Raw genomic sequence first — 13507 nt, 5'->3', positions numbered from 1 at the left:
TCAAATCCGATAATCATTTAAAACAGGGCTGGGCGCTTTGGCACCCGGCCCTTTTTTGTGCCATTTTTGGACAGCAAATCAATGCTAACCACATAATGTATGGACATTTTGCGTGCATATGCCATGCTTACGTAAAGGGAAGATGATAATTATATGCAGCAGGCACAGGATTTTTTTATAGAAAATGAAAAGATTTCCACTCTCATAAGGGGGTTGGACGATGCCGCATTATCCATGCCGACAAAATTCAAAAATTGGACCATCATTGAAATTATCCGCCATTTGCATATGTGGAATGTTGCGGCGCATTATTCCTTAATTGATGAGGCGGTATTTGATAGCTTCTTTGACGATTTATCCGATTTTTTGTCCAAGGGTGAATTGCGCGAATTTGAAAAAATATTTGTCGATGGACAAAACGGCCAATCTATGGTGGCCATATGGCAGGATTTTTACCCCAGATTATTTGGCGCCTTTACCCAAATAGACCCAAAAAAACGGGTTAAATGGGCCGGCCCCAGCATGAGCGCGAAAAGCTCCATCACCGCGCGGTTAATGGAAACATGGGCGCATGGGCAGGCAATTTTCGATATTTTGGGCGTCTTAAGACCCGAAAGGGACAGCACATTGCGCAATATCACCATATTGGGGATTAACAGCTTAGGTTTTAATCATAAAATCCGCAAATTGCACGCGCCGGAAATATTGCCGCGCCTTACCCTAACCGCGCCATCAGGCGAAATTTGGGAATTTGGCGAAGATGAGAACAACAGTATAAAAGGCAGCGCAGTTGGTTTTTGCCAAACCATCACCCAATGCCGCAATGTTGCCGATACCGACATCATCGCCACAGGACCAATAGCCCAAAATTGGATGGCCATTGCCCAATGCTTTGCCGGCCGCCCGCATGACCCACCAAAAATTGGGACTAGAATTTAATCATTCTAAAACAATGTGAGCTGCGGACTATTTGCAAGAGATAGATGATTACGTCTGTAATGCAGTTTACCCCGATTTATAGCATTATCCGCAAGGTAGCGATGAGAAACAATATTCCGGACAATTTGTTCCCACATTTCTTCTCTTGGCCGGGTCTTAGAACGACGCCGTTCAGCGGGAGTAAGCTCAATATAATGAGGTAAATTCCTGATTATCTGTCTCATCCTTGCATCGCCTCCTGCATCAAAAAGATAACGCTCTACTGCTTCAGCAAATTGTCTTTCACGACTTAAATTCATATTTTTACTCCGTTTCGGGGATATAGAAGGGGCAGTTTATGAGCTGCCCCTCCATTATTTAGGCATACTGGACCAATTTCCAATTTACAGCGGCACCGCGATATGGGGGCATAATATTGCCCTTTGCGATTGGTGCTGTTGTAGTTGGTGTTGATTGAGCTTGCCAAACACCTGATTCGGGACAAGGCGAACCCGTCCGTGCGAGTGTGCCGATAGGAGCACGGGCCTTACTATTGTAATTCATAATTGAATTAACTTTCTTCATTTATCGAACCTGGATATGCGATTCGACTTGTGAAAATACGAAAGACCACTATAATGCTATATGCTAGTAGCATGATCGTGGTATATCCACTTTCGATTAAGGCTGTCGTTCGTAGCGACAGCCTTAATTTCTTTATTGACTATCAAGGTCTAAAGATCTGATAAGCCTGTAAACTCCTTTTTTCTTTGGCACGCTTTCAATTTTCCCTGCCCTCGACATTCTATATAGCTTATTAGAAACCAATTTTCTTTTCAAAATTTGGCCGTCACGTCTAAACACCGCAACCATAATCTCATCTATATTACCTATGCCGTCTAAACTTCGCAATGCCGCGAACAACATCTCCTCTTCACGGTCAGGCTTCCCAATGTTTAATTCAGAAAGTAAATCGTCAGGCAAATCATTGATATTGCCGATTCGCTGCCCTAGGTTATCTGGTATATTATTCATAATAGATATTTACGCCTCATTTCCTACAGACGCAAGTCAAATTTAAGTTTTTCCACAGTTTATTTTCTAATACTCGCACTATGGCTCGCAGACTCCACCGCCAAACATGCGAAATACTCGAAGCAAACACAGTGACGTGTGTTCGCCAACAAAAAAAGTCGCAGAATTACCTGCGACTTTTTTCTGGCTCAATTTAGATTGCGTCCGTGCTTTGTGTAGACTTATAATTTTCCGGTTAATTCCGGCACCGCGTTGAACAAATCGGCGACAAGGCCAATGTCTGCAACTTGGAAAATGGGCGCATCTTCATCCTTGTTTATCGCAACGATGACTTTGCTGTCCTTCATACCGGCCAAATGTTGGATCGCGCCGGAAATGCCGATGGCGACATATACTTCAGGAGCAACGATTTTGCCCGTTTGGCCAACCTGATAATCATTGGGAACATATCCCGCATCCACCGCCGCGCGTGATGCGCCAATGCCTGCGCCCAATTTATCGGCCAAGGGGGTGATGACTTCTTCGAATTTTTCCGATGAACCAAGCGCACGGCCACCCGATACGATAATTTTCGCACTGGTCAATTCGGGACGTTCCGATTTTGCAATCTCATCCGACACGAATGAAGAAATGCCCGCATCGCCTGTGCCGGAAACGGCCTCAACTGACGCGCTGCCGCCTTCGGCTGCGGCCTTGTCAAATGCTGTACCGCGCACGGTGATGACCAATTTGGCATCGCTTGATTGAACGGTGGCAATGGCATTGCCCGCATAAATGGGGCGGGTAAATGTCTTGTCACCTTCGACCGACAAAATATCGGAAATTTGCATGACATCCAACAATGCGGCAACGCGCGGGGCAATATTTTTACCCGTGGTGGTTGCCGGTGCCAAAAATGCGTCATGGCTTTCCATTAAAGAAGCAACCAATGGCGCAACATTTTCCGCCAATGCATTGGCATAGGCCGCATCATCGGCGACATGCACGGTGGTGACGCCCGATATTTTCGCGGCCTGATCTGCCACGGCGGCGCAAGCTGACCCTGCGACCAATGCATGAACTTCGCCCAATTGTGCAGCGGCGGTCACCACTGCCAAAGTGGCTTCGTTCATATTTTCATTATTATGTTCAACCCAGATAAGTGTTTTCATGATTATTCCCCTATCCCTTAAACCGCGCCAACGGCTTTTAATTTTTCAATAAGCGCGTCGACATCGGCGACCTTTTCACCGGCTTGACGCACGGGCGGCTCGACCACTTTTAATGTGGTAAGGCGCGGCGCAATATCCACGCCATAATCGGCGGGGGTTTTATTTGCCATTGGCTTTGATTTTGCCTTCATAATATTGGGCAGCGCAGGATAGCGCGGCTCATTCAAACGAAGGTCGGTGGTGATAATGGCAGGCAATGTCAATTTAACCGTTTGCAGACCGCCATCAATTTCGCGTTTCACGGTCACGCTATCGCCATCAACATTAACTTCATTGGCAAATGTGCCCTGTGGACGGCCCGTCATTGCGGCCAACATTTGGCCGGTTTGGTTGCTGTCATCATCAATGGCTTGCTTACCCAAAAGGACAAGGCCGGGGGTTTCTTCTTCCATGATTTTGGTGAGAATTTTGGCAACTGCCAATGGCTCAACCTCTTCATCGGTTTGAACCAAAATGGCGCGGTCTGCACCCATGGCAAGCGCGGTGCGTAAAGTTTCCTGCGCCTTTTGCGGACCAACGGAAACGACAATAATTTCTTCTGCTTTACCGGCGGTTTTAATGCGAATCGCTTCTTCGACGGCAATTTCATCAAATGGGTTCATGCTCATTTTGACATTTGCCAAATCAACACCGCTGCCATCGGCCTTTACCCGTGGTTTTACATTATAGTCGATTACCCGTTTAACGGGGACAAGGATTTTCATAAACTTTCCTTCCGCTGATATTTTACCGCATTATTTACGGCCCTCGAATCAGGGTGGATTGAGGCAAATGCACCAACCCATCCTGCTTTACGGCATGTTATGCTTGACGTTCACGTAAACGTCAAGCATTTTCATCATTTACTTAAGCGGCTTGTTTTACTTCGGCGACAATTTTCTTTGCCGCATCGCCCAAATCATTGGCCGAAACAATGGGAAGCCCGCTATTGGCAAGGATTTCTTTACCCTGCTCCACATTTGTTCCTTCCAACCGAACAACCAATGGCACGGACAGGTTCACATCCTTTGCTGCGGCAACAATGCCATCGGCAATAATGTCACAACGCATAATGCCGCCGAAAATATTGACCAAAATGCCCTTTACCGCAGGATCAGAAAGAATCAATTTGAACGCTGCGGTCACTTTTTCTTTGGTCGCGCCGCCGCCCACATCAAGGAAGTTTGCAGGAAATGCGCCATTTAATTTAATGATATCCATTGTCGCCATGGCAAGGCCCGCACCATTGACCATGCATCCAATGTCGCCGTCCAATTTAATATAGGCAAGATCATATTTTGACGCCTCAACCTCTGCAGGGTCTTCCTCGGTTTCATCACGCAAAGGTAATAATTCTGGATGACGGAATAATGCATTGCCATCAAAGCTCATTTTGGTGTCCAGCACCAATAATTTGCCGTCGGCGCTTTCCACCAATGGGTTGATTTCCAACATCTCACAATCAAGCGATGTGAACGCTTTATAAAGATTCGCAGTCAATTTTTCGCATTCAGCTGCCAAATCACCCGACAGGTTCAGCGCAGCTGCTGCCTTTTTACCGTCCGCGTCGGTAAAGCCAGTTGCCGGATCGATGGTGATGGTGGTGATAAGGTGCGGCGTGTCATGCGCCACGGTTTCAATATCCATACCGCCTTCGGTGGAAATAATCATGGCAATACGGCCCGTGGCACGGTCCACCAACATGGATAAATAATATTCATTGGCAATGTCCACACCATCGGTGACATATAAACGATTTACCTGTTTACCAGCATCGCCGGTTTGAATGGTAACCAAAGTATTGCCCAACATTTCGGTGGCATCGGCGCGCACATCATCAATTGATTTGGCAAGACGAACACCGCCCTTTGCATCCGCGCCCAATTCCTTAAACTTACCCTTGCCGCGCCCGCCAGCGTGGATTTGCGCCTTTACGACATATAGTGGCCCGGGCAATTTTTCTGCGCCAGCAACTGCTTCTTCCACGCTTAACGCGGCAAAGCCCGCCGGAATTGCGATGTCAAATTTTGCAAGAAGTTCTTTGGCTTGATATTCGTGAATGTTCATTGGTTATCCTGTCTTAGTTTTTGGCAGAAAGCCGCAGAAGAATAGCAGCCATCACCATGGAGAAACGCGTATCAAAGCGTAAAGCATAGCTATGTCATTAAATCCACCCAAAAAGTGAAGTTTTAATGCATCGATATCGCTCAAAACAATGTCGTTAAAAAAAAGATGTTATAATAAACCAATAGCGTGTAATTTTTGTTCCAACGTGCCAGCATCGGTAAATATATGTCCCGCCATGCCCAATTTTTTGGCGGCAGCCACATTTGCGGGCAAATCATCAATAAAAATGCATTGCGGCGCATTTAGTTTAAATCGCGATAGCGCCAATTGATAAATTGCAGGGTCGGGTTTTAACAATTTTTCCGCGCCAGACACAATAATCCCGCCAAAATGGTCAAATATTGGTTGGGTCACAACAAAGCCATCCCAGAATTCCGCGCCAAAATTGGTGATGGCATATAAGGGCACATTATTTTGTACCAATTTTGCCACCAATTCGGGCATATGTTCAACTGGCCCTGGGATGGTTTCATTAAAATGGGTGGAATAAAGCCGAATCAAGTCGGCATATTCGGGAAATTCTGCGATTCGCTCCACCACCATATCGGCCAAGGGGCGGCCCGCATCATGTTGAAAATGCCACTCTGGGGTCACAACATGAGTGACAAAGAATTCCAATTCCTCCGTATCCATAATATGTTTGCGGAATAAATGGCGTAAATCCCAATTAAATAACACTTTGCCCACATCAAATATGACATTTTTAATTGGCATGACAGAATCGGATTCGCGCAATTGCGGCATAAAACCCCCTTTTTTAAGGCATATTTGCATATGATAAATATGCATATGAAAAAACCGCCCACGACATATATCGGGACGGTAACTTCACTATATTATGGCCAAAGGCCAAATATGATTAGCCCTGACGCGCCTTGAAACGGCGATTCGTCTTGTTAATCACATAAATGCGACCACGACGGCGAATGACGCGGTTATCGCGGTGACGGCCTTTAAGCGATTTCAAAGAGTTGACGATCTTCATCGTGATAATCCCAAATAATTGTGTAAGTTCTTTATGAGGGGCGTCACTATGAGGGCGGCGGCGCAAAGTCAAGTAAGATAAGCATCTTCGCCGAAAATTTAATATATGGCCATGGATATAGTTGGGTCTTTACCAATTTAACCAAGCCGCCTAAACTATTCCAAATATCATATTAAGGATATAGCATGACGCAGCGATTTAATGGTAAAAATATATTTCAAAAAGCACGCATTTTGGGCGTCATCGCCATTTTACCAATGGGGCTTTCGGCATGTATGGTGCCGACCGGGCCGGTTGAGGTAACCCGTTTTCACAATAATGCCCCCGCGCTGGAGACTGTTAATTTGGGCACTATCATGGTCGTGCCATTTGATGGTTCGGGGAAAAATATTTTATCACAATCCCCCTATAAGGCCGCGATTGAGCGTGAATTGACCAATATTGGATATGCTGTGTTTCCCGTGGGTAAGGATGTAGTGACGCAATATAAGGTGAAATATAGTGTGGAGCGTGTTGAAATTGATTCATCGGGTTCACGTTCCCCCATATCCGTTGGCGTTGGCGGCGGCACGGGCGGCTATCGTTCCGGCTTTGGGGTTGGCGTTGGCATAAATTTGGGCGGCAGCGGCGGCCCTTCGGTTGAAACCACTTTGCGTATCAGCATGGTGAATATTGATGATAATATAGTATTTTGGGAGGGCACAGCGCGTCAGCGTGCGGGGGCAAAATCACCCGCTGCACAGCCGGGAATAGCTGCATCCAAACTGGCAAGCGCCATTTTTATGAATTTTCCAGGTAAGAGTGGCGAGACAATTACCGTTAAATAATATAATAACAAAATATAATATAATTATTGAGGGACATTATAATAATGCCAATACATGACATAAATGCTGCATTTGATAGCGGCAATATCATCACTCATTCGATCAATGGCACAGAGGCAAAATTATCGATTCGTAAAGATAAAAACAGCGAATTTTTCCAATGGTTTCATTTTCGTGTGGCCGGCACGCCTGGTGAAGAAGTCACATTAAAAATCACCGGATTAAATAAAAGCGCCTATCCCGATGGTTGGCCCAATTATAATGCCTGTGTAAGCGAAGATAGGGTCGAATGGCTGCGCGCACCGTCCACATTTGATGCAGATGAAGATGATGGCACATTGACCATCACCTATACCCCGACAAGCCCGCTTAGTTGGTTTGCATATTTTGCGCCATATAGCATGGAACGCCACCATGATTTAATCGCCGATATTTGCGAATATGATGGTGTTTCGCACCGCGTTTTGGGCCATAGCATAGAGGGGCAACCCATTGATTGCCTGACCATGGGGCAAGGCGACACGCAATTATGGTTATATGGCCGCCAGCATCCCGGCGAATCAATGGCCGAATGGTGGATGGAGGGCGCATTATATGCGCTGACCGATCCGGCCAATCCTCATGCGCGTAAATTATTGGAAAAATGCACCGTCAATATTGTGCCAAATTGCAACCCTGATGGATCATGCCGTGGGCATTTACGTACCAATGCCGTGGGTACGAACCTGAACCGCGAATGGGACAATCCAACTTTGGAAAAAAGCCCCGAAGTGCTGGCCATCCGCAATGCGATGGATGAAAAAGGCGTGCATTGGGCATTGGATGTTCATGGGGATGAGGCGATTCCCGCCGTCTTCATTGCCGGTTTTGAGGGTATCCCATCCTTAACCGATGAACAAAGCCGCAAATATCACGCCTATCGTGATTTATTGGCCACCCGCACCGCCGATTTCCAAACCAAAATTGGCTATCCATTGGATGCCAAACGTAAAGCGAATTTATCCCTTTCCACCAATCAATTGGCAGAGCGATATAATGATGCGAAAATGGGCACAAATATGGGCTGTATTGCCATGACATTGGAAATGCCATTTAAGGATAATGACGATTTGCCCGATGTTGATCGCGGCTGGTCGCCCGATCGCTGTATCCATTTGGCCGAACAATGTATTGCTACCTTGGCGGAGCTTGTTTAGGAAATAAATATGCGCATCATCGCTGATGATTTATCGGGCGTAGAGATAAGGGCTTTATTGGAATTGCATTTTGCATCCATGTTGGCCAATTCGCCCAAGGGCAGCTGTCATTTTTTGGATTTTGACGGGTTAAATGGCGATGATGTGACATTTTGGTCAATTTGGGATGATAGCCAAAATGAACCAAAGCTTGCCGGTTGCGGCGCATTAAAAGAAATTGCGCCACATCATGGCGAGGTTAAATCCATGCGCACCCATCCCGATTATCTGCGCCGGGGTGCATCTCAGGCAATGCTAAGCCATATATTTATCGAAGCACAGCGGCGCGGTTATGAAAGATTAAGCCTGGAAACCGGATCAGGCGAGGCATTTGAACCCGCAATCCAATTATATCAAAAAAATGGGTTTATATTTTGTCCACCCTTTGCACAATATGTTGACGATCCGTTCAGCCGCTTTATGAGTAAAAAAATATAATTATTACTCAACATCTCTGCTAAATATAGAAAGCCAGATTATGCCTAAACTTATCCTAATCCGTCACGGCCAATCCCAATGGAATTTGGAAAATCGTTTTACCGGTTGGTGGGATGTGGATGTTACCGAAAAAGGCGCAAAAGAGGCATGGGACGCGGGTATTTTAATGAAGGAAAAGGGCCTTGCCCCCGATATTGGTTTTACCAGCGTACAGACAAGGGCGGTTAAAACCATGAATTTAGCATTGGAGGCAATGGGCCGTTTATGGATGCCCGTTACCAAAAATTGGCAATTAAACGAACGCCATTATGGCGGCCTAACCGGATTGGACAAGGCGGAAACCGCCGCAAAACATGGCGAGGAACAGGTACATATCTGGCGCCGTTCCTTTGACATTCCGCCGCCGCCAATGGATGGTGACTCCCCCTTTGCCATGGAAAATGACCCGCGCTATGCCGGCATTAACATTCCCAATACGGAAAGTTTAAAGGACACGATTATTCGCGTATTGCCATATTGGGAAAATGTCATTGTTCCTGAAATTAAATCGGGCAAGCAAGTTATGATTTCTGCACATGGCAACAGTCTGCGCGCATTGGTCAAACATTTATCCAATATAAGCGATGATGATATTACCGGTTTGGAAATCCCCACCGGACAGCCGATTATTTATGAATTAAACGATGATGCACAGGGCGGCGAATATTATTATTTAAAAGATTAACGGCCAGTGATGGTCCGGCAATCACGTCATATTATTTGATTATTTGTCGGTCCTATCCCTATTCCAATGGGGATTTTACAATGCCCTTGGCGCGTTTATGATTATACATTGCCTCATCCGCAAGGGTCATAATCTGTAACGCGCTTTGCCCCCTTACCATCGGCACAATGCCAATGGATGCAGAGATATGAATGACTTGGCCCTCATATTCCACAGGCTCGCTCGATATTGCATCGCCCAAATTTCTTGCCTTATGCTGAATGAATTGCGGATCAATTGTGTCCAGCAATATGCCAAATTCATCCCCGCCCAATCTCCCGACAAAATCGGACTTTCTAATGGCATGGCTTAATATTTGGGCGACATGCACCAACACGGCGTCGCCCGCGCTATGACCATATTGGTCATTTATTTGTTTCAAATTATCAACATCAATAAAGGCAAGAGCATATTGCCCCGAATAACGTTTTAACCGCCAACACCACCGCTCCAGCGCCTCTAAAAATGAGCGGCGGTTTAAAATAGCGGTTAATTCATCGACGCTATTGGCAAGTTGTAAATGTTCAACTTGGTTTTTTAAGGCAAGATTTTCGGCGCGCAGTTGCACAACCAAATTTTCCAATTTTTGGCGATTTTCATCATCATTCATCATATCAACCGTCATAATTATTATTATATAACGCGACCGGTTTATTATTATTTGTTTAGAATCTAGCAATTAATCATTTAAATCAAGTAAATTATATGCTGCAAATATATGCGCGGTCATTCTGCAATAAAAATCATATTTCTGGCTTTGTCATTATTGCGCATTGGCGCGATGATGTTTAGAGACAATAGCAATATTTTTGAAACAGCATTGCATGTGCCATGTGGCGCATGGCATTATTTTCATATTATTCCGCAGGGGCCATTATATGGGTGATACAGGATCGGTAAAAATAGGCATTATTATGGGCAGCCAATCCGATTGGGAAACCATGGTGGGCGCGTCCGATATATTACGCGAATTGGATGTGGAGCATGAATGCCGAATCATTTCCGCGCACCGCACCCCTGAAAGATTATATGATTATGCGAAAAGCGCGGCCGATCGCGGCCTGCACGTCATTATCGCAGGCGCAGGCGGCGCGGCGCATTTACCCGGAATGACCGCATCCATGACCCGTATTCCGGTTTTAGGTGTTCCGGTGCAATCGCGCGCATTGGACGGAATGGACAGCTTGCTATCCATCGTGCAAATGCCCGCCGGTATTCCCGTGGGCACTTTGGCCATTGGACAGGCAGGGGCCAAAAATGCTGCCCTGTTGGCGGCGGCCATATTGGCCAATAATGACAGCGTCCTTGCCCAAAAATTGGATGCATGGCGCGCGGCACAAAGCGCAAGCATTGCCGAACATCCATTGGGGCCAAAGAACGCATAATGTCGCCACATAATCCGCCACAAAATTCCAATAATGCGCATCATTACCTGCCCATGGGGTCAACCATCGGCATTATTGGCGGCGGGCAATTGGGCCGCATGATGGCAATATCGGCGGGGCAAATGGGATATCACACCCATATTTATGCCCCCGAACAAGATAGCATCGCGGCGATTAGCGCGGATTATTTCACCTGTGCGCCATATGATGATGAACAGGCATTGGTACATTTTGCCAGCCAATGCGATGTCATTACCATCGAATTTGAAAATATTCCGGTTGCCCCGTTACGGGCGTTGGAAAAGAATAAAAATATTTATCCGCCCTTATCATTATTACAAATTGCACAGCACCGGTTAAGCGAAAAGGAATATGCCATCGCCATGGGCGGGATAACCGCGCCCTATGCTGCATTAAATAACATGGCCGATTGCACGCCGGCGGCACAACAAACCGGTTTTCCGGCAATCGTTAAAACCGTGCGCATGGGATATGATGGCAAGGGGCAATTTCGCGTTGCCAATATGGATGAATTACATGCAGCAATGGCTTCATTAAATGGAGAGCCTGCGATTTTAGAAGGTCTTGTCGAATTTTCCGCCGAATTTTCGGTTATCATGGCGCGCAATGTGCATGGCGAGATTATTTTTTATAATAGCCCGCATAATATCCATAAAAATGGCATATTATCGACCAGCAGCCTGCCCGCGCCATCGATAATAAAGGATCAACAACCCGTTGCCAGAAAATTGATGCAGAAAATTGCTGAACAATCCAATTATGTTGGCATCTTAACCGGTGAATTTTTCGCCAGCAGCGAAGGACCAATTTTCAATGAAATGGCCCCGCGCGTTCATAATAGCGGGCATTGGACGATTGAGGGTGCGGTAAGCAGCCAATTTGAAAATCATATTCGCGCAATTTGCGGCCTGCCCCTGGGCAGCACCAAAATATGCGGCGATGACATTATCATGACCAATATTATTGGCGATGATATTGATGAATTTAAGGCTATTTTGGATGACCCCCTTGCAAAGCTGCACCTTTATGGCAAAGCAGAGGCAAGGCCCGGACGAAAAATGGGCCACATCACAAAAATATCTTATGAAAAATGACATAAGCGTCATTTTAACAAAAAGGCTGAGTATATAAAGCGATGAAGCATCCCGAAATCACCTTGGTCCTGGCCCGCGCGAGCAATAATATTATCGGCAATAAGGATCGTTTGCCTTGGCACATTCCCGCAGATATGCGGCATTTTAAGCAAATAACAAAGGGTCGCCCAATGATTATGGGCCGCAAAACCTTTGACAGCCTGCCCGGTTTGTTGGAGGGCCGCCGCCATATTGTAATGACCCGCGACACTGAATGGGAAGAAGATGGCGCAGAAACGGCATATAATGTGCAGCAAGCGTTAAAAATCGCCACAAGCCCCCATGTTTATATTATTGGTGGCGCAGAAATATACGCCATGTTCCTGCCTATGGCAGATCGTATAGAATTGACCGAAATTCACATGGACGCCATGGGTGATGTCAGCTTTGATGCCGATTTATATGATGGTTTTGAAGAACAAAAACGCGAAAGCTTTCCCGCCACGGATAAAATACCCGCATATGATTTTGTGACCTTAATCCGCAAAGAAAAGCCAAATAATGGCTAAATTTTCCAGCCATGATATATTGGCAGGTGACAATCGCGGCGCGATTATCGCCATGGGTAATTTTGATGGATTTCATCTGGGCCATCAGGCGGTGGCCGGCGCGGCAAAAAAATGGGCAATGGAGGAAGGCCGCCCTTTTTACATTGCAACATTTGACCCGCATCCGGTGCGATATTTCATGCCCCATGCCGAACCCTTTCGATTGACCAGTTTGAACCAAAGGGAAAAGATTTTTTCCCAATTTGGCGCCGATGCCATGTTGGTTTTTGATTTTAATGAGACATTGGCCAATATGAGCGCGGCCGATTTTGTCACAAAATTATTGGCTGAGCAATTGGGCGTGGCGGGCGTGGTGACCGGACAGGATTTCACCTTTGGCAAGGGGCGCAGCGGCAATGCCCAAAATCTATCCGATTATGGCGCACCGGTTAATTTGCGTTCGCGCGCTTTATCCCCCATTACCAATGGGGATGAAGTCATCTCCTCTAGCAGGATTCGCGCCGCATTGAAAAATGGCGATATTGCCACGGCGCAAAATTTGCTCACCCGCCCCTTTGCCATTGAGGGTGAAGTGCAGCATGGCGATAAAAATGGCCGTAAATTCGGCTATCCCACCGCTAATATCGACATGGGATCATATTTGCGTCCGAAATTTGGCATATATGCGGTGCGCGGCAAATTACCCGATGGCGGCATATTTGACGGGGTTGCCAATTTGGGCATCCGGCCCAGCTTTACCCCTCCTAAATTATTGTTAGAGCCGTATTTTTTTGACTTTCAGGGTGATTTATATCATCAAATGATAGAAGTTGAATTGCTGCATTTCATCCGTGAAGAGGCAAAATTTGATGATATGGACGCGTTAATTACGCAAATGGATCAGGACAGCATGGTGGCCAAAAATTGGTTGGTCGCCAATCTACCAATAATTTAAGGGGGCA

The 13507-nt window shown here is 46.2% G+C and carries 18 protein-coding genes; 10 read left to right on the top strand and 8 right to left on the bottom strand.

What is annotated here, in order from left to right; all coding sequences use genetic code 11:
- The first annotated feature begins 153 nt into the window (after nucleotides 1-153).
- Nucleotides 154-939, top strand: a complete 786-nt coding sequence (locus LPB140_RS02020) for a TIGR03084 family metal-binding protein (RefSeq protein ID WP_072558456.1) — start codon at nucleotides 154-156, stop codon at nucleotides 937-939.
- A gap of 5 nt (nucleotides 940-944) precedes the next feature.
- On the opposite strand, the gene LPB140_RS02015 is transcribed toward LPB140_RS02020, so the two are convergent.
- From LPB140_RS02015 to ykgO, 7 genes are all read right to left on the bottom strand, one after another.
- Complete coding sequence (locus tag LPB140_RS02015) at nucleotides 945-1238, bottom strand: hypothetical protein (protein WP_072558455.1); 294 nt, start codon at nucleotides 1236-1238, stop codon at nucleotides 945-947.
- Nucleotides 1239-1635: 397 nt separating this feature from the next.
- Nucleotides 1636-1953, bottom strand: a complete 318-nt coding sequence (locus tag LPB140_RS02005; protein ID WP_083549834.1) for a hypothetical protein — start codon at nucleotides 1951-1953, stop codon at nucleotides 1636-1638.
- 221 nt (nucleotides 1954-2174) lie between these two features.
- Entirely contained in the window at nucleotides 2175-3104 is a 930-nt protein-coding gene (locus LPB140_RS02000; RefSeq protein ID WP_072558453.1) for an electron transfer flavoprotein subunit alpha/FixB family protein, read from the bottom strand.
- A gap of 17 nt (nucleotides 3105-3121) precedes the next feature.
- Nucleotides 3122-3868 (bottom strand): electron transfer flavoprotein subunit beta/FixA family protein, encoded by a 747-nt coding sequence (locus tag LPB140_RS01995; RefSeq protein WP_072558452.1) that lies wholly within the window; start codon nucleotides 3866-3868, stop codon nucleotides 3122-3124.
- 142 nt (nucleotides 3869-4010) lie between these two features.
- Nucleotides 4011-5210, bottom strand: a complete 1200-nt coding sequence (gene sucC / locus LPB140_RS01990) for an ADP-forming succinate--CoA ligase subunit beta (RefSeq protein WP_072558451.1) — start codon at nucleotides 5208-5210, stop codon at nucleotides 4011-4013.
- Nucleotides 5211-5378: 168 nt separating this feature from the next.
- Complete coding sequence (locus tag LPB140_RS01985; protein ID WP_232223432.1) at nucleotides 5379-6014, bottom strand: HAD family hydrolase; 636 nt, start codon at nucleotides 6012-6014, stop codon at nucleotides 5379-5381.
- 115 nt (nucleotides 6015-6129) lie between these two features.
- A complete protein-coding gene (ykgO, locus tag LPB140_RS01980) occupies nucleotides 6130-6255 on the bottom strand; it encodes a type B 50S ribosomal protein L36 (protein ID WP_066482602.1) in 126 nt (41 codons plus the stop codon).
- A 185-nt stretch (nucleotides 6256-6440) separates the two neighbouring features.
- Between ykgO and LPB140_RS01975 the strand changes: the two genes are divergently transcribed.
- Genes LPB140_RS01975 through gpmA form a run of 4 tightly spaced genes read left to right on the top strand, consistent with a single transcriptional unit; the run spans nucleotide 6441 to nucleotide 9479 of the window.
- Entirely contained in the window at nucleotides 6441-7082 is a 642-nt protein-coding gene (locus LPB140_RS01975) for a DUF4136 domain-containing protein (RefSeq protein WP_072558450.1), read from the top strand.
- Between the two features lie 44 nt (nucleotides 7083-7126).
- Nucleotides 7127-8278 (top strand): M14 family metallopeptidase, encoded by a 1152-nt coding sequence (locus LPB140_RS01970; protein ID WP_072558449.1) that lies wholly within the window; start codon nucleotides 7127-7129, stop codon nucleotides 8276-8278.
- A gap of 9 nt (nucleotides 8279-8287) precedes the next feature.
- Nucleotides 8288-8755: a GNAT family N-acetyltransferase gene (locus tag LPB140_RS01965; RefSeq protein ID WP_072558448.1), complete on the top strand. Its 468-nt coding sequence runs from the start codon at nucleotides 8288-8290 to the stop codon at nucleotides 8753-8755.
- A 40-nt stretch (nucleotides 8756-8795) separates the two neighbouring features.
- Nucleotides 8796-9479: a 2,3-diphosphoglycerate-dependent phosphoglycerate mutase gene (gene gpmA / locus LPB140_RS01960; protein WP_072558447.1), complete on the top strand. Its 684-nt coding sequence runs from the start codon at nucleotides 8796-8798 to the stop codon at nucleotides 9477-9479.
- A 58-nt stretch (nucleotides 9480-9537) separates the two neighbouring features.
- Here the strand turns inward: gpmA and LPB140_RS01955 are convergent, their stop codons facing one another.
- The gene (locus LPB140_RS01955; protein WP_156874099.1) at nucleotides 9538-10143 is read right to left on the bottom strand and encodes a GGDEF domain-containing protein; all 606 of its coding nucleotides are present in this window, start codon (nucleotides 10141-10143) and stop codon (nucleotides 9538-9540) included.
- Nucleotides 10144-10236: 93 nt separating this feature from the next.
- Between LPB140_RS01955 and LPB140_RS12275 the strand changes: the two genes are divergently transcribed.
- The 5 genes from LPB140_RS12275 to LPB140_RS01935 are packed head-to-tail and all read left to right on the top strand — an operon-like array spanning nucleotide 10237 to nucleotide 13500.
- Entirely contained in the window at nucleotides 10237-10404 is a 168-nt protein-coding gene (locus LPB140_RS12275; RefSeq protein WP_156874098.1) for a hypothetical protein, read from the top strand.
- The gene (gene purE, locus LPB140_RS01950) at nucleotides 10397-10903 is read left to right on the top strand and encodes a 5-(carboxyamino)imidazole ribonucleotide mutase (protein ID WP_072558445.1); all 507 of its coding nucleotides are present in this window, start codon (nucleotides 10397-10399) and stop codon (nucleotides 10901-10903) included. Before LPB140_RS12275 ends, purE begins: the two co-directional genes overlap by 8 nt.
- Nucleotides 10903-12018, top strand: coding sequence for a 5-(carboxyamino)imidazole ribonucleotide synthase (locus LPB140_RS01945; protein WP_072558444.1), 1116 nt, complete (start codon nucleotides 10903-10905; stop codon nucleotides 12016-12018). The genes purE and LPB140_RS01945 overlap by 1 nt, the downstream gene beginning before the upstream one ends.
- Before the next feature lie 41 nt (nucleotides 12019-12059).
- Nucleotides 12060-12566 carry a dihydrofolate reductase gene (locus LPB140_RS01940; RefSeq protein ID WP_072558443.1) on the top strand — a complete coding sequence of 169 codons (507 nt, stop codon included), beginning with the start codon at nucleotides 12060-12062 and terminating at the stop codon, nucleotides 12564-12566.
- Nucleotides 12559-13500, top strand: coding sequence for a bifunctional riboflavin kinase/FAD synthetase (locus LPB140_RS01935; RefSeq protein ID WP_072558442.1), 942 nt, complete (start codon nucleotides 12559-12561; stop codon nucleotides 13498-13500). The genes LPB140_RS01940 and LPB140_RS01935 overlap by 8 nt, the downstream gene beginning before the upstream one ends.
- Nucleotides 13501-13507 lie beyond the last annotated feature (7 nt).

Source organism: Sphingorhabdus lutea (assembly GCF_001889025.1).
Classification (GTDB): domain Bacteria; phylum Pseudomonadota; class Alphaproteobacteria; order Sphingomonadales; family Sphingomonadaceae; genus Sphingorhabdus_B; species Sphingorhabdus_B lutea.
This window is presented reverse-complemented; position numbering and strand designations above follow the sequence as displayed.